Origin of the sequence: Sphingobacterium sp. 40-24 (assembly GCF_001899705.1) — a bacterium.
GTDB classification, from domain to species: Bacteria; Bacteroidota; Bacteroidia; order Sphingobacteriales; family Sphingobacteriaceae; genus Sphingobacterium; species Sphingobacterium multivorum.
The window spans coordinates 253,495-267,538 of record NZ_MKWH01000034.1 but is presented as its reverse complement, the minus strand read 5'-3'; the positions used below and the strand labels follow the sequence as shown (position 1 = coordinate 267,538).

Genomic DNA, 14,044 nt, shown 5'->3' with positions numbered 1-14,044 from the left:
GAGAAGTCGACGCAAGCACTTCATAACAGGCAACAAGGGACAAAAAAGTACTATAGTGAAGATGATTTTTCACTGGAAGAAGGCTTTAATGGCTTCATCGTTCTGCGAAATGAAGGCTGCGTTGAAATAAATATAGATGTTATGAAACTGAATAACATAAAAACACAATTTGATCAGATTGTAGATGTCCAACAGATTGCCAGCGGCAAAAAGGATAATATTCCAAACATGTTGATGTTGGCACAGGAAGAAAATATACAGCCAGCAGCCTTGGATAAAAAACGAACCTTGCTATTGGCGATCGATGTCCAAAATGATTTTATGGAATCCATCGGTAGTCTTGCCGTCAACGGTTCAAAGGCCGATGTACAACGTCTGACGCAGTGGATGTACCGTAATATTGAGGCCTTAACGCAAGTCATGTGTAGTCTCGATTGCCACTCGATAAGGCAGATTTTCCATGCCGATTGGTGGCTTGACAGTGCGGGAAATCATCCGGAGCCATTCACCATTATTCGCCATGCCGATGTCTGCGATGGTATCTGGCGTGCTGCGAATGACCATACGGCCTTAGCGCTGGATTATCTCCAGCATTTGGAAGCTGAGGGAAAAAAACAATTGTGTATCTGGCCATACCATTGTCTGGAAGGGACTTCGGGGGCGCAGCTGGAGAGTCAATTTACCAATATGCTTTATTTTCACAGTGCAGCGCGTCAGGTCAAACCGATATTGGTTTATAAGGGGCAAGATCCAAATACGGAAATGTACGGTATTATCAAAGCGGAATATGACGATAATAAATTCGTAAATCATGCTGTGCTCGATGCAATTCGCGATTACGATGCGATATACATCGCCGGTGAAGCTTCCAGTCATTGTGTTTTAGCATCAACCGTGCAGATTTTGGAATATTTTGAACAAGATCGAGCGATTACGTCACGAATCACCTTATTGATCGACTGTATGTCGCCCATCGCTGGATTTGAAGCGCAGACTTTACAGCAGTTTGAGGCTTTAAAGGAGAAGTATGGAATCCAGATCAAATTGTCAACCGAAGTAACTTTGTAGCAGATGACAGCCTCCGAAAAAAAATACACATATGATTACCCAAGACCTGCTGTTACGGTTGACTGTGTAATCTTCGGCTTTGATAAAAACCAGCTTAAGGTATTATTGACCAAACGGGCAATAGAGCCTTTCTTGGGAAAATGGGCATTTCCTGGCGGTTTTATTCAGGAAGATGAGAACGCCGACGACTGTGCGCTTCGTAAACTGCAGGAGGAGGCCGGTCTCAAAGATATTTTCCTCGAACAGCTTTATACATTTTCAAACTTAGCTCGTGATCCGCGCGGAAGAGTCATTAGTATTGCCTATTATGCACTTGTCAGGCCCGATGCTTATACGTTGGAAGCAGGGGTTGATATCGATGCGGTGCAATGGTTTGGTATTGACGAAAAGTTGGATCTCGCTTTTGACCATAAACAGATCTTGAACACCGCCATACAACGGCTCAGGGGTAAAATTCGTTATCAACCAATCGGTTTTGAGCTCTTGCCCAAACAGTTTACGTTGCCCGATTTACACAATTTGTATGAAACCGTTCTGCAGCGGTCAATTGACCGTGGGAATTTTCGAAAAAAAATTCTCAGCATGGGTTTATTGATCGACCACAGCGATAAGCAAAAAGACCGGCGTGCCAGGGCTGCAAAGATCTATAGTTTTGACAGGGTAAAATATAAAGAACTTACTGAATCGGGCTTTTATTTTGAAGTATAGGTCTAACGAACGGAGCAGGCAACCATGAAATTGGCTTCTGCCTGCTTTCATTGCTGTCTGGTCTTTTTAAGATCTTACGTTAATGTCCGGTGCAGCGCTGTCTTAATGCACTAATTCAAGCTGAGTCGCGTTTGGGCTAACCCTGAAAATCACCACAATCATGGACTTCGAACTGATCGACTAAAGCTTTCTGCGTGTAGTATTTTGCGACACGTTTATTTTTTAACAAAAGAGAATCCCCCTTGATTTTTAATTCGAAAATGGGCTCTTTTTCTATTTTCTTGAAGTAAAACTCATTATTTTTAGTCTTAATCGTGAGGCCGCTGTCACGAAAATTATAGGTGAAATCTTTGATTTGATAGATTTCATTGGAATCACAGACATTGACCAAAAGCAGTTGTTTTTTATTCATTTTGATTTCTGCAAGATCGCATGCATAACATATTCCTGAGAATTCGATGCCATACTTCTTAAAACTATCGTTGCTTTCCGGTCGAAGAATAGCAATAGGATACAGCTGTTTAAAGAGCGAAAGGTTATCATCGGATATGGATGTTAGCTCTTTTTGTTTCTTTATGGAGTCTATGCTGGCGGTGCTGCTGAATGCGGCAGCTGATTTTTTGGCTCCATTCTTTTGCTGGCAGCTGAAAAACAATACCATGCAGGACAGAAACATAGTCTTTAAGATTACCTTCATCGTTATTTTTCGCAATTATTGTTGTTACTCATAAACATATAGATTGAGAAACGGTTTTTGTTATTCAATCTCAACCCATTTTCTTTCGAAGTAGACGGTGCCTACCGGTGTATCGGTGGCGTCTATGATTTTCGCTGCTACAAAGTCGCCCTTTAGGCCAGCATATTTTAGTTTTAAACCTTTACTTTCTAAGTCGGAGGTATCATAGTATGCACCCAATTTGAGTTGAAATGGATTGTGTTCCACATCATTTGTAAAGATGGAAAACAAAAGCAACTTCGTAGCCTGTTTATCTGCCTCTTCGTATCCAAAGAAGCGATGATCGATACGTATATTGGCATGTAAGCGGATCATACTGTCTCGAGCACTTAAGTTTACATAAGCTTTGGTGATTTCGTCAGATTCCAGTACGCTTTGTGCATTTGCTTGGTCAATGCTATCCAGTTTGGAAGTTTTTAACGAGATACTTTTTTTTGGGGCAGTATCCTCGACAGCTTTTTCCATGGCCTTGCTTGAACTTACAGGTGCTTCAGCTTGTTTTGGTTTTTCCTGACAAGCGATTTGTAACGCGAGGAGTGCTAATGCACTGCTATAATAACTGTATTTGAAATGATTCATTGTTCTTTCTGTTACAAAATCCAATCCAAAGTTGCCGAAAATAGGGGGAGAAAAAAATCCCTGTTTTCCGCTAATCGAAAAAATCGATAAATACGGTATTTTTACGGCATTCGCATGATTCTTGTCGTATGGAACGGATCAATGTGATACAACAAAAAACAGAAGAAATAAAGTATGGCACATCGTATTTATATTTATAATGTAAATCTCAGGACCAAAGAAATATATCCCACTTACCTGGCTGAATGGAATTATGAAATTCCCATCCTCATGCGGCCATTATTTTCCGCCAATATCCGTTCCAAAGGTTCTCAGCTTTATGCCAACAAGGAAGATGGGATCGCAAGACTTCGCTATTTTTATGCGTTGTTGGCTGATAGGTATCAATTGCATTATAAAAAAAGCTATTATGAGCCTGTCAACAACATGTTTGAATTTTTGGAAGCGCTACCTTTTGATACCTTGCAGATCGATGGACGCGATGTTTTTACCATGAATGCGGAAAAAGATGTGGAGCAAGCCAAAGATTGGGTGGAAGAAATTAAAATGCAAGCCTTATTGTTTGAACAAGCTGTCGAAGAACAGTCCTTAGATCCGCTGGACCCGCTTGTGAAAGCGTCTGGTTATACTTCTTTTTTAGATGCCCTTCAAACCGATTGGATTGATTATGGATTGGGTTTATGGGAAGAAGACGTTCTGAAAGAGCCAGACCCTGAGGTTTTTGAGGCAGTAGGAAAGCAGGGAATAAAGAATGCCAAGGGGGATATTTTGGTTGAGGCGATTTACGATGAAATATTCGAATTCAATGAACAGGGGATCGCCGTTGTTGAACGCGATGGCCTTTTTGGTTATATTGATACGAGTGGCACTATATTAATTCCATGTCAATATGTGGAGGCCTTTGATGCCCGGCATATCAACGGGAACAATTACGCTGAAGTGGAAGTGGCAGGAAAACGTGGGGTACTGCATATTGATACCAAACAGCTGAGCATACCTGCATTATATGATGAACTCGACTGGATCGCCTATGGCTTTTTAAATGCAAGACAGGGGGATAGCCACATGCTCCTTTCGGCCGAAGGACGATTGATTATTTCAGATCCCGCAGCCGAGTCGTTTATGTTTGACTATAACAAGTTGTTCTATAGCCGGCAAAAAGGAACGATAAAAAGGAACTATTACCTAATGGATGGTCAGTTTTTAGGGACTTTTTTGGAAGGTAGCCTGGAGCCGCTAGCCAATCGCTATTTTTGGATTAAACCCAATAAGCTACAGTCAAAAATTGCCGTCATTCAACCCGATGGTAATATTTTGGATGAAGGAATTGACCGGATTATAGTGTTGGACGACTATCGAAGTATTGCGTATCTCAAAAATAAAAGATGGCAGATCTATTCGCTTGAACTAGGCTTATTCCGATTGGCTGATTTAACGATTGATCAGGTTCTAGTCGATCATATACAGCAGTACCGTAAAGATATCTTTGTCGTTGGTTGTGCCCAAGGACAGGGGATTTATGACGCTCATCGAGGGGAATGGTTACTTGAACCTGCTATTGCCTATCAGAAAATCGAACATTGCTTTTTGGATTTTATGCGCATACACTGTGCACATGGAATGCGTTATTTCGATACGAAGCTTAACGTCTGGAGTGAGCTGTATGATTATATCTGTTCGCCCTTTCATTACCCAAAACCAGAAGCGGCCGAAGGTGAACTGTTGCTTTTATTCAAAGGGGATAAGTTGTTTAATTTGGATTTAAATCGAAATGTTGTCGAGATTCCCGAAACAGCATATGGCTATTTATATTCCGAGCGATACCAGCTCCGGGGGCGTGATCAAAGTTATTTTGTTCAGTTCTATCAGGCGTAAGGGCGACGGCTACGAACAGTATTTTGACAATGAAACGCTGTTGGAAAATGGTAAGACGCTGGAAGCGGAGGGAAAGATTTCAGATGCCATTCGACTGCTCAGCATTGGGGCAGATCGGGGTAGTGCAGACTGTCAATATCTGCTTGGAAATATCTTTACGGATGATGACTATGAGGGGATGGATATCGAAAAAGGAAAGTCTTTTTATGAAAAGGCCATGGCTCAGGATCATGCGCAGGCATGGAACAATTGGGGATTTTTATATGCCACAGGCCATGGTGTAGCCTTTGATGTATCCAAAGCCTTAAAGGCCTATCAAAAGTCTGCTGCGCTGGGTGAAGCGCAGGCCATGAGCAACCTGGGTAACTGGTATTACGAGGGTGAATATGTGGAACAAGATTATGCCTTGGCCCTAGATTATTTTAAACAAGCAGAGAAAGCGGGGATTTATAATGATGCTCAAATCGCAGAAATCTACTATCAAGGGCAAGATTATGCGAACTTATTGCGTTATTTGAAAAAGGATACAACCAATCAATTTTCTGCTATTTATTATGGGATTCTTTATGAGGAAGGCTTTGGTGTAAAGCAAAACTTACAAAAAGCGATCCGCAACTATGAAAAAGCCAATGAAAATAGCGTGTACGCCTATGCCGTTAATCGTTTGCTACAACTCTATGGAGCGCATGGAGCGGCTTCAGACGCGGATAAATACGGATTTTGGTTCAATTTTGCTAAGGAAAATGCTGTTGAAATTGATCAATAGTAAGGAAATTGCATAGAAAATGGCTCATCGCATATATATTTACAATACAGATAAGAAGGATCAAGATTACTTCCCTCATTATTTAGGAGAATGGAACTATGTGATTCCACCCCTTTTTTTACCCCTATTTGCTGCTAATCCGAAAGCAAAAGGTACCTTAGTTTACTCCGAAAAGGAACCGGGAGTCAGAAAGCTTCGTGCGTTGTATGATTTGCTCATTCATGAATATGGGTTAAATTCAGATGCGCTGGCCATGGCAGCTATCGGGAAACTGTTCGATTTTTTGGACGGTTTATCCTTCGATTATTTCCAGCTGAACGCAAGTGATGTATTTAACATGAGCGATGTTAAACATAGCCAACAGGCCAAAGATTTTGCAATTGAAATCCTTGAGAAGAATTTGCTCTATGAAAAAGCAATCGAAAAACAATCCTTAGCTGAGCTTGAGTTTATTTTGGTGTCCGCTGGTTATACTTCTTTTTTAGCGATGCTCGAACTGGAATGGAGCAACTATGGCTTAGGCTGGTGGAATAGAGACGCGATTGATAGTCTGGATAATCAATTTTTTGAAGATCAGGGGCTTTGGGGGATACGCAATGCAAAAGGGGAGGTGAAGGTCGAAGCTAGCTATCAGGAAATTGGTACTTTTGAGTGTGAAGGTATCGCAGTCATACAGAAGAATGAGTTGTTCGGTTATTTGAATAGGGGTGGAGAAGAAACTATTTCCTGTGTTTATTCATCGGCGGCGCCAGCCCAATATGGAACCGGATCAACGGTTGGTAAGGTGAGCTTAGCTAAAAAATATGGATTAGTCAACGTCGGGAACGGAGAAATAATCATACCACTTGAATATGATGAACTCGAAGATTTTGCTTACGGTTATTATCAGGGGAAGAAAGATCAGCAATATTATATCATCGATGCTCAAGGCCAGCTGTTCAATGCTGCCGGTGCGGACAAACCGTTTGAAATTGATTATGATGGATTTATCTATCAAGAGATTGGGGGAAATAAACTGCGTCATTATTATTCCAATAGCGGTATTTTGCTTGGCGCTTTTGCCAGTAGTGCACTGAGCGAATTACTGTTTGATTTTTATGCAGTCAATTTGAATAATAAAAAGAAAAAATCAGTTTTGTCTCCCGATGGAACTATCTTGGTCAAAGATGTTGCTGTACTCAATGCCGGAAATGGCCGAAGCGCATTATTTTTTGCTGATTCCGGCGGCATCCGTTTGTATGACCTGGAAGCCCGCGCCTTTGTACTGCAAGATTTGGCAATTCGGTCCATTCAAGGGGGGGCTGATTTTGGTAATGGCGCCTGGGATTGCTATATTATCGAAACAGCAACCGGGAGGGGAATTTATCAGGCTGCTGAAAAGGTGTGGCTGGTCCCGCTCTCAACGCACTATGTGAAAATTGTATATGCTGCTGTGATGGATTATTTTATTCTGAAAGACCATGCGGGAAGATATTACTATTTTGACGCAGTGGAAAGGACGCTCAGTTCCGCCTACGATTATGTATGCGCAAGCGTTAATCACTATCAGGATCTGATGTTGTTGCAAGGTGACCTGTTGTATAAAAAGGGCTACGATGGTGTGGAAGTAATTCAGGAAGATCAATATGGTCAGTTTCTGAAGAAGCTGGATCAATTGTCTGGGGAAGATTTTGAAGTATGTAATCGTTTTTTTGAAGGGTGGAAGGCTGCGAAGGGCGATAATTTTGAATCCAGTTATGATAGTTATACGCTATATCATATGGCCTTGGACTGTTGCCGACAAGGCGATGTCGAAATGGCGATACGCTATTTTACCTTTTCTGCTGACCAGAATAATGAAAGCAGCATGCATGAATTGGGGAATATCTATACGGATACTGATAGCGAAGACAATCCTTTTTTAGATTTGGACAAAGGAATTCAATATTATGAACAAGCGGCCCAAAAAGATTATTCCGCTGCATGGAATGCAATTGGCTACCTCTTTCAGTATGGCATCGGCTATAAAAAGGACCTGGAAAAGTCATTTAATGCCTACATGAAAGGAGCAGAGTTGGGTAATGGCTATGCTTTGTCCAATTTAGGCTACTTTTATTCAAGTGGAACCTATGTCGAAGAAGATCTGGAAAAAGCCCTCAGCTATTATCAGAAAGCTGAATTAAAATTAGTTGAGAACAATAGCAATATAGCTTCTATCTATTACAGTTTGGAGGATTACGATCGTCTATTGGTTTATTTGAAAAGGGATAAAGAAAATAGTTATTCCAATATTTATTATGGATTACTCTATGATCAGGGACTTAAATTTAAAAAGGACAGTAAAAAGGCGATCCACTATTTTGAACGAGCCAACGACTATGGTGTTTACGAAAGTGCCACTGCTCGCTTATTGGATTATTACAAGAATGATCCTACATTTAGAAATCAGGAAAAATATGTCCATTGGCTTGATTTTGCAAAAAACAATGAACTGGATATCGAACTGGATTTATTGCAATGGGATAATCAGTCTGAAGACTTAGGTGCTAGCTCGTCCTTTTTTGGCAAACTGTTTAAAAAGAAAAAGTAAATTATGTTATCATCAGCAAATATAGATTTTAGTGGCATTCTGATCGACTTGATCCTGATTGTTTTTTTTGGATTTGGAACACTTTATACGTTATCTGCAGGCATTGTTCATCGTTTAAAGAAGCAAACACGGACGGTAGGATATTATTTCCTATCCTTTGTGGTATCGGGTGTTATTGGACTGGTTGCCGCCGGATTGCTGGCCTTTATATGGGCGATGTCATTATCGTAAGGTGACGGCAATAAAGTAAATTTATCGCAATGATCTATTGACTGTAAGTGAAATGATCATTGCGATATGTGATGCCCATCAATGGTTTTTAGCATTGACAATGTGCATCAGGTGGTGATTGCAATGCCAGGCATAGAGGCCAATATTGATCTTTAAAGAAATCAACCTTTTGGTCGCAGGATGAATAAAACCTCTTTCAAGCTGTTCGCCAGTTAAACTTTTCAACAAAATAACCCAGCGTTCATGTAGACCTTCGAGCAATTTGATTGAGCTTTCTATTGGAATATTTTTTGCGTCGGGAAGCTCGGCCCACAATTTCTCCTCATATAATTTGATGGTTGGGTCTTCTTCTGTGAGGGCTAATTTAAAACGGACAAAGCTGTTCATGTGGCTGTCGGCGCAGTGATGAACGACCTGACGAATCGTCCAGCCTTCGGGACGGTAGCGTTTTTCCAGTACGTCGTCTGTTAGATCGCCGACTTCGGATTTTAACCGGGCCGGAAAGTCGGCAATTGTTTTGATCCAGTCATTCAACAGGGATTTGTCGATGACATCGGGTATCGCAAAGCGACCTATAGGGTATCTGAGTTTTTCTAATTCATGTTGCATGACTTAAAATTAGTTAAAATAGACACAAGGTTCCTAATCTTTAGGTGTATGTTTTCGAAGAATATTTTCTTCGATTTGCTCTTGGGTCTGCTGTAATTTGGATGCGATAAAGAATTATGGTAATTTCGGCACAATGAATAGCTGGATAGCGTTCGAATTCGACCGGTAGACTAGCTGGTCGCTGCATAAAACACATAGGAAATGAAAAGTCTAAAAGAACTGATTGATACAAGTAATTCGGGATGGAAGTTGGTAGAAAGTTGGATGAAAGAAGCGACGAATGCTTATGAAGTGCTTCCTCGAAACCCTAAGCGGGCTGATGAGGAACTTTTAAGGGCCCAAATTACCACAAAATCGCCTATGGGAGCCATTATTCATCAAACTGGTGGTATTTTAATCGATGGGGGCTGGTTGCGGATTTTAGGCTCAGGCTCGTCGCAGTTGGACCGAGGGATTATGGAATGGAATAAAGGGAAAAGTTTTGACAAGGAAGGCGAAAAAGGTGGTTTTTTGCTGATTGCAGACGATGTTCTAGGTGGTTATTTCGCTATTAATGCCGGTGCGCTGGGAGATGCTATTGGACAGGTCTATTATTTCGCACAAGATACCTTACAATGGGAGAGTTTGGAATGTGGCTATTCGGACTTTATTTTTTGGGCATTGAAAGGGGATATTAGACAGTTTTACGAAACATTTAAATGGAAAGACTGGAGCGAAGAGGTCAAACTCCTGAGCGGCAATCAAGTTTTTTCATTTTACCCTTTCCTGTGGACTGAAGAAGCACGCGATTTTCGTAAAGTGGATCGTAAGCCAATGGCCATCGATGAGAACTACCATTTTACGATGGAATTTGCTGGTGGACGCTAGTTGTTATTTCAATACGACAAACCTCCTGCATAAGGCTTTAATACGATAATAGGACAATGTATTGTTGTCCTATTATCGTATGATACAGAAGATAATTCCCCTGAATGATATTAAACTGATTTATTTTGAAGGCTAAAGCTAACTTCGTTCAGTCTGACTATTTGTATTTGTATCCCCTCGGAAAGGCCAAGTTTGGTCGCCGCATCTTTTCCTAATTTAAGCACATGAAACCCTCTGCCGCGATAGGTAAAATTACATTCATATTCTCCAGCGTTGATCATAATCCTTAATTTTTGGGATTTGGTTGGGAATAGGGGTTTAAATTCTTTCGTGATCCGTATTTGCGATTTTTTTACGTCATCTGTAGTGATCTTGTTACCTTCAGAAGGAAACAACATGTTCGTGGGCGGAGTGTCAGCTGTAGGGGGGGGCGTTTCTGTTTTTTGCTCCTGAATTTCCTGAACTTTTGGAGCCTCGTTTTGTATCGGCTCAGAGTTTGTTTTATCCTGACGTTTCTTATCTTGCCGCCCTTTCTTTCTGGTGTTTTGATTTGCAGTTTTTTCCGTAGTTTCTGTAGAGGGTACGGAAGGAGTAGGAGTAGCAGGAGTTTTGTGCTCGGTGTCCACTGCTGTAGCTGGGCTGGCCATTGCTAAAGGCCGTTTAATAATATTACGGATGTAATAGTGTTTTATGCGCGATTTGTCGGTGTTTCGTTCCTCAATTTCAAAATCTTCTTTGTAAGCTTTGAAAAGATGAGACATCTTGTCGTATCCATAGTTGCGCGCATCAAAATCAGGCTTTCTTTTGTTGAAAAGACTTCCGATCTCACCCAGGAATGCCCAGCCATTTTCATCTGCAGTATCATCCACCGTGTCCTTTAAAAGTTCCAAAGTCTCCTCGTCCAATACGGCAATACTTGTTGGATTGTCAACGGGAGCAGGTTTGGGCTGATTTTGTTGCTTTTTCTTTGCGACCGTTTCTTTCTTTTGATTTTTCTCAAAAATTTCGACGTAGATGAACTTGTCGCAGGAGGCAATAAAGGGTTTGGGGGTCTTTTTCTCGCCGATACCGATGACCAGTTTACCGGATTCTCGAAGACGTGTAGCCAGTCGGGTGAAATCGCTGTCGCTGGATACAATACAAAACCCATCAACTCGGTCTGAATGCAGAATATCCATGGCATCAATAATTAATGCCGAGTCAGTAGAATTTTTGCCTTGTGTATAACTGTATTGTTGTATGGGGGTAATTGCATGGGTAAGGAGTTTATCCTTCCATTTTTCAACATATGGGTTGGTCCAGTCTCCGTAGATGCGTTTGATGGTCGGAATTCCATATCTTTTGACTTCATTCAAAATCTCTTCGATCTTTCGATAAGATACATTGTCCGCATCGATTAGTATTGCGATTTGCAAATCCCCATGTTCTGCCATATATGTTTAGATTATTTTTTCAATATAATATTTGAACTCTTTTCTATTCGCGTGACCTTTCTCATCCGAATATATTCGTTAAAAATACAGTATTGTTAAAGAATATCTTGAATTTTTTGAGAATTAATTTGAACGCTATTTTTTGAGAACATGCGATCAGCTGCTTTTGTTTGGGTCTAAAAGGGAAATTATTACGTTTGCGGAGTAGCGAAATGATTTGAGGGACGGTGAAAATAAATAAAAAAAGGTTTTCAAACGGGGAGAATGAAAACCTTAAATAACCAATTATAAACCTAAATTATGATGATACAAAGATAGTGTAAATATTACACCTGTGCAAATATTCGTTACTATTTTTTTTAAACGTCCTGAATTTTGTAGCTGAACAGCTACAAAATTACCTGTGGATACGCCAAAACTAGCCCGCCATGAAGTTTGAAGGCCTATATTTCATCACGGCATAAAAGCTATTGGTAAATGCTTGGACGCTTTTATAACCGACTTTATACGCAATTTGAGAGATGGTGAATTGTTTTGTGCTCAAAAGCTCCAAACTCTTGATAATGCGAAGGAGCTGCTGATATTTTGCAAGCGTCATTCCGGTTTCTTTTTTAAAAAGGCGTTCAATAGTTCGGAGCGAAAGATTGGACAGCATGGCAATCTCGTCTAACGTGATGGCTTCTGTGTAATGGTCATGTAGGTGATTTAAGACCGTTTGAAGCCTGCTTTCATGCGGAAGGGTAATTTCTAAGTGGAGTAATTGTGAGCAGAAATAGGGGAGTTCATGGAGTAAAGCACCGAGGAAAACTCTTTACTGTTCATTTTCTTCTCTCAATTTTGACCATTTTTCGGTATATAAAATCATTTCCCGTAATACTTTAGGAGCCGAAAATAGCTGTACCTGATTGAAAAACAAATGCTCTTGTGAGCTGTCAAATTGTGGGGGATCAAAAAAAAGGACCATAAGCTTAATGCGTTCCGAGTGGGAGTTGGTCTTATGTAATGCACCTGAAGGAATCCAAGCAACGTGATTTTGGGGGAGTAGGTACATTTTTCCTGCAACGGTAAGGTATTGAAAACCCTGCTCAACATAAATCAATTGACCTTTCCGATGACTGTGTAACTCGTCGTCGTGTATCCAGTTTTCTTCAAACCAGACATAGGTTGATTTCTGGATGCCTTCAATTATCAACGTATGATTTGTCTGATCCATGTCGTTTTAAATTAAATTAATGGCAAATTTAATTAAAATTCCAAACATACCTTTGCAAGCATTCATTACGTGTATAGTTTGGTTTACATGTATAGTGTGGTTTTATGATGAAAGAAAATATAAAAATATCCGCAGCTGTGTCTTGGACCTGGTTACCCATATTGGTTGTTGTTTTAGTCTCCACCAATCTGCGGTCGCCAATCACAGCCGTTGGCCCTGTACTGGGGCAAATCAGTGAAGATTTGCAATTAAATAGTTTTCAAAGCAGTCTATTGACGGCAATACCTCTTTTTATGTTTGCGAGCTGTTCTGTAGCAGTGAGCCGATATTCACATAAACTGGGCATGCACCGTTTTTTATTACTCGGTTTAATGGCGTTGAGTGTAGGAATTGTGCTTCGGGTTTGGGGCAATATGCCAACGCTGTTTGTGGGGTCTTTTTTAATCGGACTTGGGATCTGTGTGGGCAATGTCGTTACGCCCGGTTATATAAAAACAAATTTTCCAAAGCAGATTGGACTGATGACAGGCATTTTTGCCGTAGCAATGAATCTGACCGCAGCTTTTGCTTCGGGGTTTAGTTTACGATTGGGCGAATGGACTGGTCTCGGGTGGCAGGGTTCCTTGGGGGTTTGGGTGATTTTAGCCTTGTTATCCCTTATCGTTGTTTCCTTTGATGCTTTAAGCCGAAAGAAAGCACAGGGTATCACTGAAAATAGACCGGCGACAAGTGGAATCGGACATATCTTTAGGTCAAGATTAGCTTGGTATATCAGCTTATTTATGGGTATTCAGTCCTTAATTTACTACAGTTTGATTTCTTGGTTACCTAAAGTATTGGTCGATTATGGTATGCCAGCGGAGGATACGGGCTGGTTGCTTTTTTTGATCCAAATTGCCATGATTCCCATAATGTTTATTGGGCCTATTTTGGCACATCGGATGAAGGATCAGCGTCTAATGGCAGCGGCTGTTGCGATAGGCATGTTTGGAAGTATCTTTATATTTTGGCATTACAAACTTCAGGGAATTTATGTTGCCGCCATATTGTTGGGACTTTCCAATGGACTTTCTTTCAGTTTGTCTATTCTTTTCTTTACCCTGCGGGCGAGGTCAACGGCGAATGCGATTAAAATATCGGGCATGGCCCAGTCTGTTAGTTATCTGATTGCAGCTTTTGGCCCGCCGGTATTCGGTAAGCTGCACGAAATAGATGCTACCTGGAATTACTCCTTCTATTTTTTAGCGGGCAGTATCGTACTTTTATTGTTTGCAGGATGGAAGGCCGGGGAAGATAAGTATGTAGCGGAAGATTAAAGATAAGGCTACATCAGGCACAGCTGTTTAGCTGATGTAGCCTTATTCAATTCGCTCTTAAACGCTATTATTCA

The 14,044-nt window shown here is 40.9% G+C and carries 14 protein-coding genes; 8 read left to right on the top strand and 6 right to left on the bottom strand.

The genetic code is table 11. The features are described 5' to 3' along the window. The first annotated feature begins 141 nt into the window (after nucleotides 1–141). Nucleotides 142–1,068: a cysteine hydrolase family protein gene (locus BGP15_RS13035; protein ID WP_286769752.1), complete on the top strand. Its 927-nt coding sequence runs from the start codon at nucleotides 142–144 to the stop codon at nucleotides 1,066–1,068. A 3-nt stretch (nucleotides 1,069–1,071) separates the two neighbouring features. After that, the gene (locus BGP15_RS13030) at nucleotides 1,072–1,776 is read left to right on the top strand and encodes an NUDIX hydrolase (RefSeq protein ID WP_201639418.1); all 705 of its coding nucleotides are present in this window, start codon (nucleotides 1,072–1,074) and stop codon (nucleotides 1,774–1,776) included. Between the two features lie 136 nt (nucleotides 1,777–1,912). Here BGP15_RS13030 and BGP15_RS13025 read toward each other — a convergent pair whose 3' ends face one another. Then, a complete protein-coding gene (locus BGP15_RS13025; protein WP_201639417.1) occupies nucleotides 1,913–2,473 on the bottom strand; it encodes a hypothetical protein in 561 nt (186 codons plus the stop codon). A gap of 60 nt (nucleotides 2,474–2,533) precedes the next feature. Further along, complete coding sequence (locus BGP15_RS13020; RefSeq protein WP_112374427.1) at nucleotides 2,534–3,091, bottom strand: hypothetical protein; 558 nt, start codon at nucleotides 3,089–3,091, stop codon at nucleotides 2,534–2,536. A gap of 174 nt (nucleotides 3,092–3,265) precedes the next feature. On the opposite strand from BGP15_RS13020, the gene BGP15_RS13015 reads away from it, so the two are divergent. Genes BGP15_RS13015 through BGP15_RS13000 form a run of 4 tightly spaced genes read left to right on the top strand, consistent with a single transcriptional unit; the run spans nucleotide 3,266 to nucleotide 8,532 of the window. Continuing rightward, nucleotides 3,266–4,966 carry a WG repeat-containing protein gene (locus tag BGP15_RS13015; RefSeq protein WP_286769751.1) on the top strand — a complete coding sequence of 567 codons (1,701 nt, stop codon included), beginning with the start codon at nucleotides 3,266–3,268 and terminating at the stop codon, nucleotides 4,964–4,966. Beyond that, the gene (locus tag BGP15_RS13010; protein WP_286769750.1) at nucleotides 4,890–5,732 is read left to right on the top strand and encodes a tetratricopeptide repeat protein; all 843 of its coding nucleotides are present in this window, start codon (nucleotides 4,890–4,892) and stop codon (nucleotides 5,730–5,732) included. The genes BGP15_RS13015 and BGP15_RS13010 overlap by 77 nt, the downstream gene beginning before the upstream one ends. Nucleotides 5,733–5,751: 19 nt before the next feature. After that, nucleotides 5,752–8,301 carry an SEL1-like repeat protein gene (locus BGP15_RS13005; protein WP_286769749.1) on the top strand — a complete coding sequence of 850 codons (2,550 nt, stop codon included), beginning with the start codon at nucleotides 5,752–5,754 and terminating at the stop codon, nucleotides 8,299–8,301. Nucleotides 8,302–8,304: 3 nt separating this feature from the next. Further along, nucleotides 8,305–8,532: a hypothetical protein gene (locus tag BGP15_RS13000; protein WP_286754391.1), complete on the top strand. Its 228-nt coding sequence runs from the start codon at nucleotides 8,305–8,307 to the stop codon at nucleotides 8,530–8,532. Between the two features lie 78 nt (nucleotides 8,533–8,610). Here the strand turns inward: BGP15_RS13000 and BGP15_RS12995 are convergent, their stop codons facing one another. Continuing rightward, a complete protein-coding gene (locus tag BGP15_RS12995; RefSeq protein ID WP_112374430.1) occupies nucleotides 8,611–9,141 on the bottom strand; it encodes a YfiT family bacillithiol transferase in 531 nt (176 codons plus the stop codon). A 201-nt stretch (nucleotides 9,142–9,342) separates the two neighbouring features. Between BGP15_RS12995 and BGP15_RS12990 the strand changes: the two genes are divergently transcribed. Further along, nucleotides 9,343–10,008, top strand: coding sequence for a DUF2625 domain-containing protein (locus BGP15_RS12990; RefSeq protein WP_286769748.1), 666 nt, complete (start codon nucleotides 9,343–9,345; stop codon nucleotides 10,006–10,008). Between the two features lie 110 nt (nucleotides 10,009–10,118). Here the strand turns inward: BGP15_RS12990 and BGP15_RS12985 are convergent, their stop codons facing one another. The 3 genes from BGP15_RS12985 to BGP15_RS12975 form a co-directional block, all read right to left on the bottom strand. Continuing rightward, the gene (locus BGP15_RS12985) at nucleotides 10,119–11,441 is read right to left on the bottom strand and encodes an NYN domain-containing protein (protein ID WP_070569629.1); all 1,323 of its coding nucleotides are present in this window, start codon (nucleotides 11,439–11,441) and stop codon (nucleotides 10,119–10,121) included. A 418-nt stretch (nucleotides 11,442–11,859) separates the two neighbouring features. Beyond that, entirely contained in the window at nucleotides 11,860–12,186 is a 327-nt protein-coding gene (locus BGP15_RS12980) for a helix-turn-helix domain-containing protein (RefSeq protein ID WP_286769822.1), read from the bottom strand. Nucleotides 12,187–12,252: 66 nt separating this feature from the next. Continuing rightward, nucleotides 12,253–12,654, bottom strand: a complete 402-nt coding sequence (locus BGP15_RS12975) for an AraC family ligand binding domain-containing protein (RefSeq protein WP_286769747.1) — start codon at nucleotides 12,652–12,654, stop codon at nucleotides 12,253–12,255. 104 nt (nucleotides 12,655–12,758) lie between these two features. Between BGP15_RS12975 and BGP15_RS12970 the strand changes: the two genes are divergently transcribed. Continuing rightward, nucleotides 12,759–13,970 carry a CynX/NimT family MFS transporter gene (locus BGP15_RS12970; RefSeq protein WP_286769746.1) on the top strand — a complete coding sequence of 404 codons (1,212 nt, stop codon included), beginning with the start codon at nucleotides 12,759–12,761 and terminating at the stop codon, nucleotides 13,968–13,970. Nucleotides 13,971–14,044: the final 74 nt, after the last annotated feature.

What these genes read in the sequence shown, in the direction of transcription:
- BGP15_RS13030 (WP_201639418.1), top strand. Translation starts at nt 1,072, where the DNA reads ATGACAGCCTCCGAAAAAAAATACACATATGATTACCCAAGACCTGCT.
- BGP15_RS13000 (WP_286754391.1), top strand. Translation starts at nt 8,305, where the DNA reads ATGTTATCATCAGCAAATATAGATTTTAGTGGCATTCTGATCGACTTG.
- BGP15_RS12970 (WP_286769746.1), top strand. Translation starts at nt 12,759, where the DNA reads ATGATGAAAGAAAATATAAAAATATCCGCAGCTGTGTCTTGGACCTGG.
- BGP15_RS13025 (WP_201639417.1), bottom strand. Translation starts at nt 2,473, where the DNA reads ATGAAGGTAATCTTAAAGACTATGTTTCTGTCCTGCATGGTATTGTTT.
- BGP15_RS13010 (WP_286769750.1), top strand. Translation starts at nt 4,890, where the DNA reads ATGGCTATTTATATTCCGAGCGATACCAGCTCCGGGGGCGTGATCAAA.
- BGP15_RS12990 (WP_286769748.1), top strand. Translation starts at nt 9,343, where the DNA reads ATGAAAAGTCTAAAAGAACTGATTGATACAAGTAATTCGGGATGGAAG.
- BGP15_RS12975 (WP_286769747.1), bottom strand. Translation starts at nt 12,654, where the DNA reads ATGGATCAGACAAATCATACGTTGATAATTGAAGGCATCCAGAAATCA.
- BGP15_RS13005 (WP_286769749.1), top strand. Translation starts at nt 5,752, where the DNA reads ATGGCTCATCGCATATATATTTACAATACAGATAAGAAGGATCAAGAT.
- BGP15_RS12985 (WP_070569629.1), bottom strand. Translation starts at nt 11,441, where the DNA reads ATGGCAGAACATGGGGATTTGCAAATCGCAATACTAATCGATGCGGAC.
- BGP15_RS12995 (WP_112374430.1), bottom strand. Translation starts at nt 9,141, where the DNA reads ATGCAACATGAATTAGAAAAACTCAGATACCCTATAGGTCGCTTTGCG.
- BGP15_RS13035 (WP_286769752.1), top strand. Translation starts at nt 142, where the DNA reads ATGAAACTGAATAACATAAAAACACAATTTGATCAGATTGTAGATGTC.
- BGP15_RS13020 (WP_112374427.1), bottom strand. Translation starts at nt 3,091, where the DNA reads ATGAATCATTTCAAATACAGTTATTATAGCAGTGCATTAGCACTCCTC.
- BGP15_RS13015 (WP_286769751.1), top strand. Translation starts at nt 3,266, where the DNA reads ATGGCACATCGTATTTATATTTATAATGTAAATCTCAGGACCAAAGAA.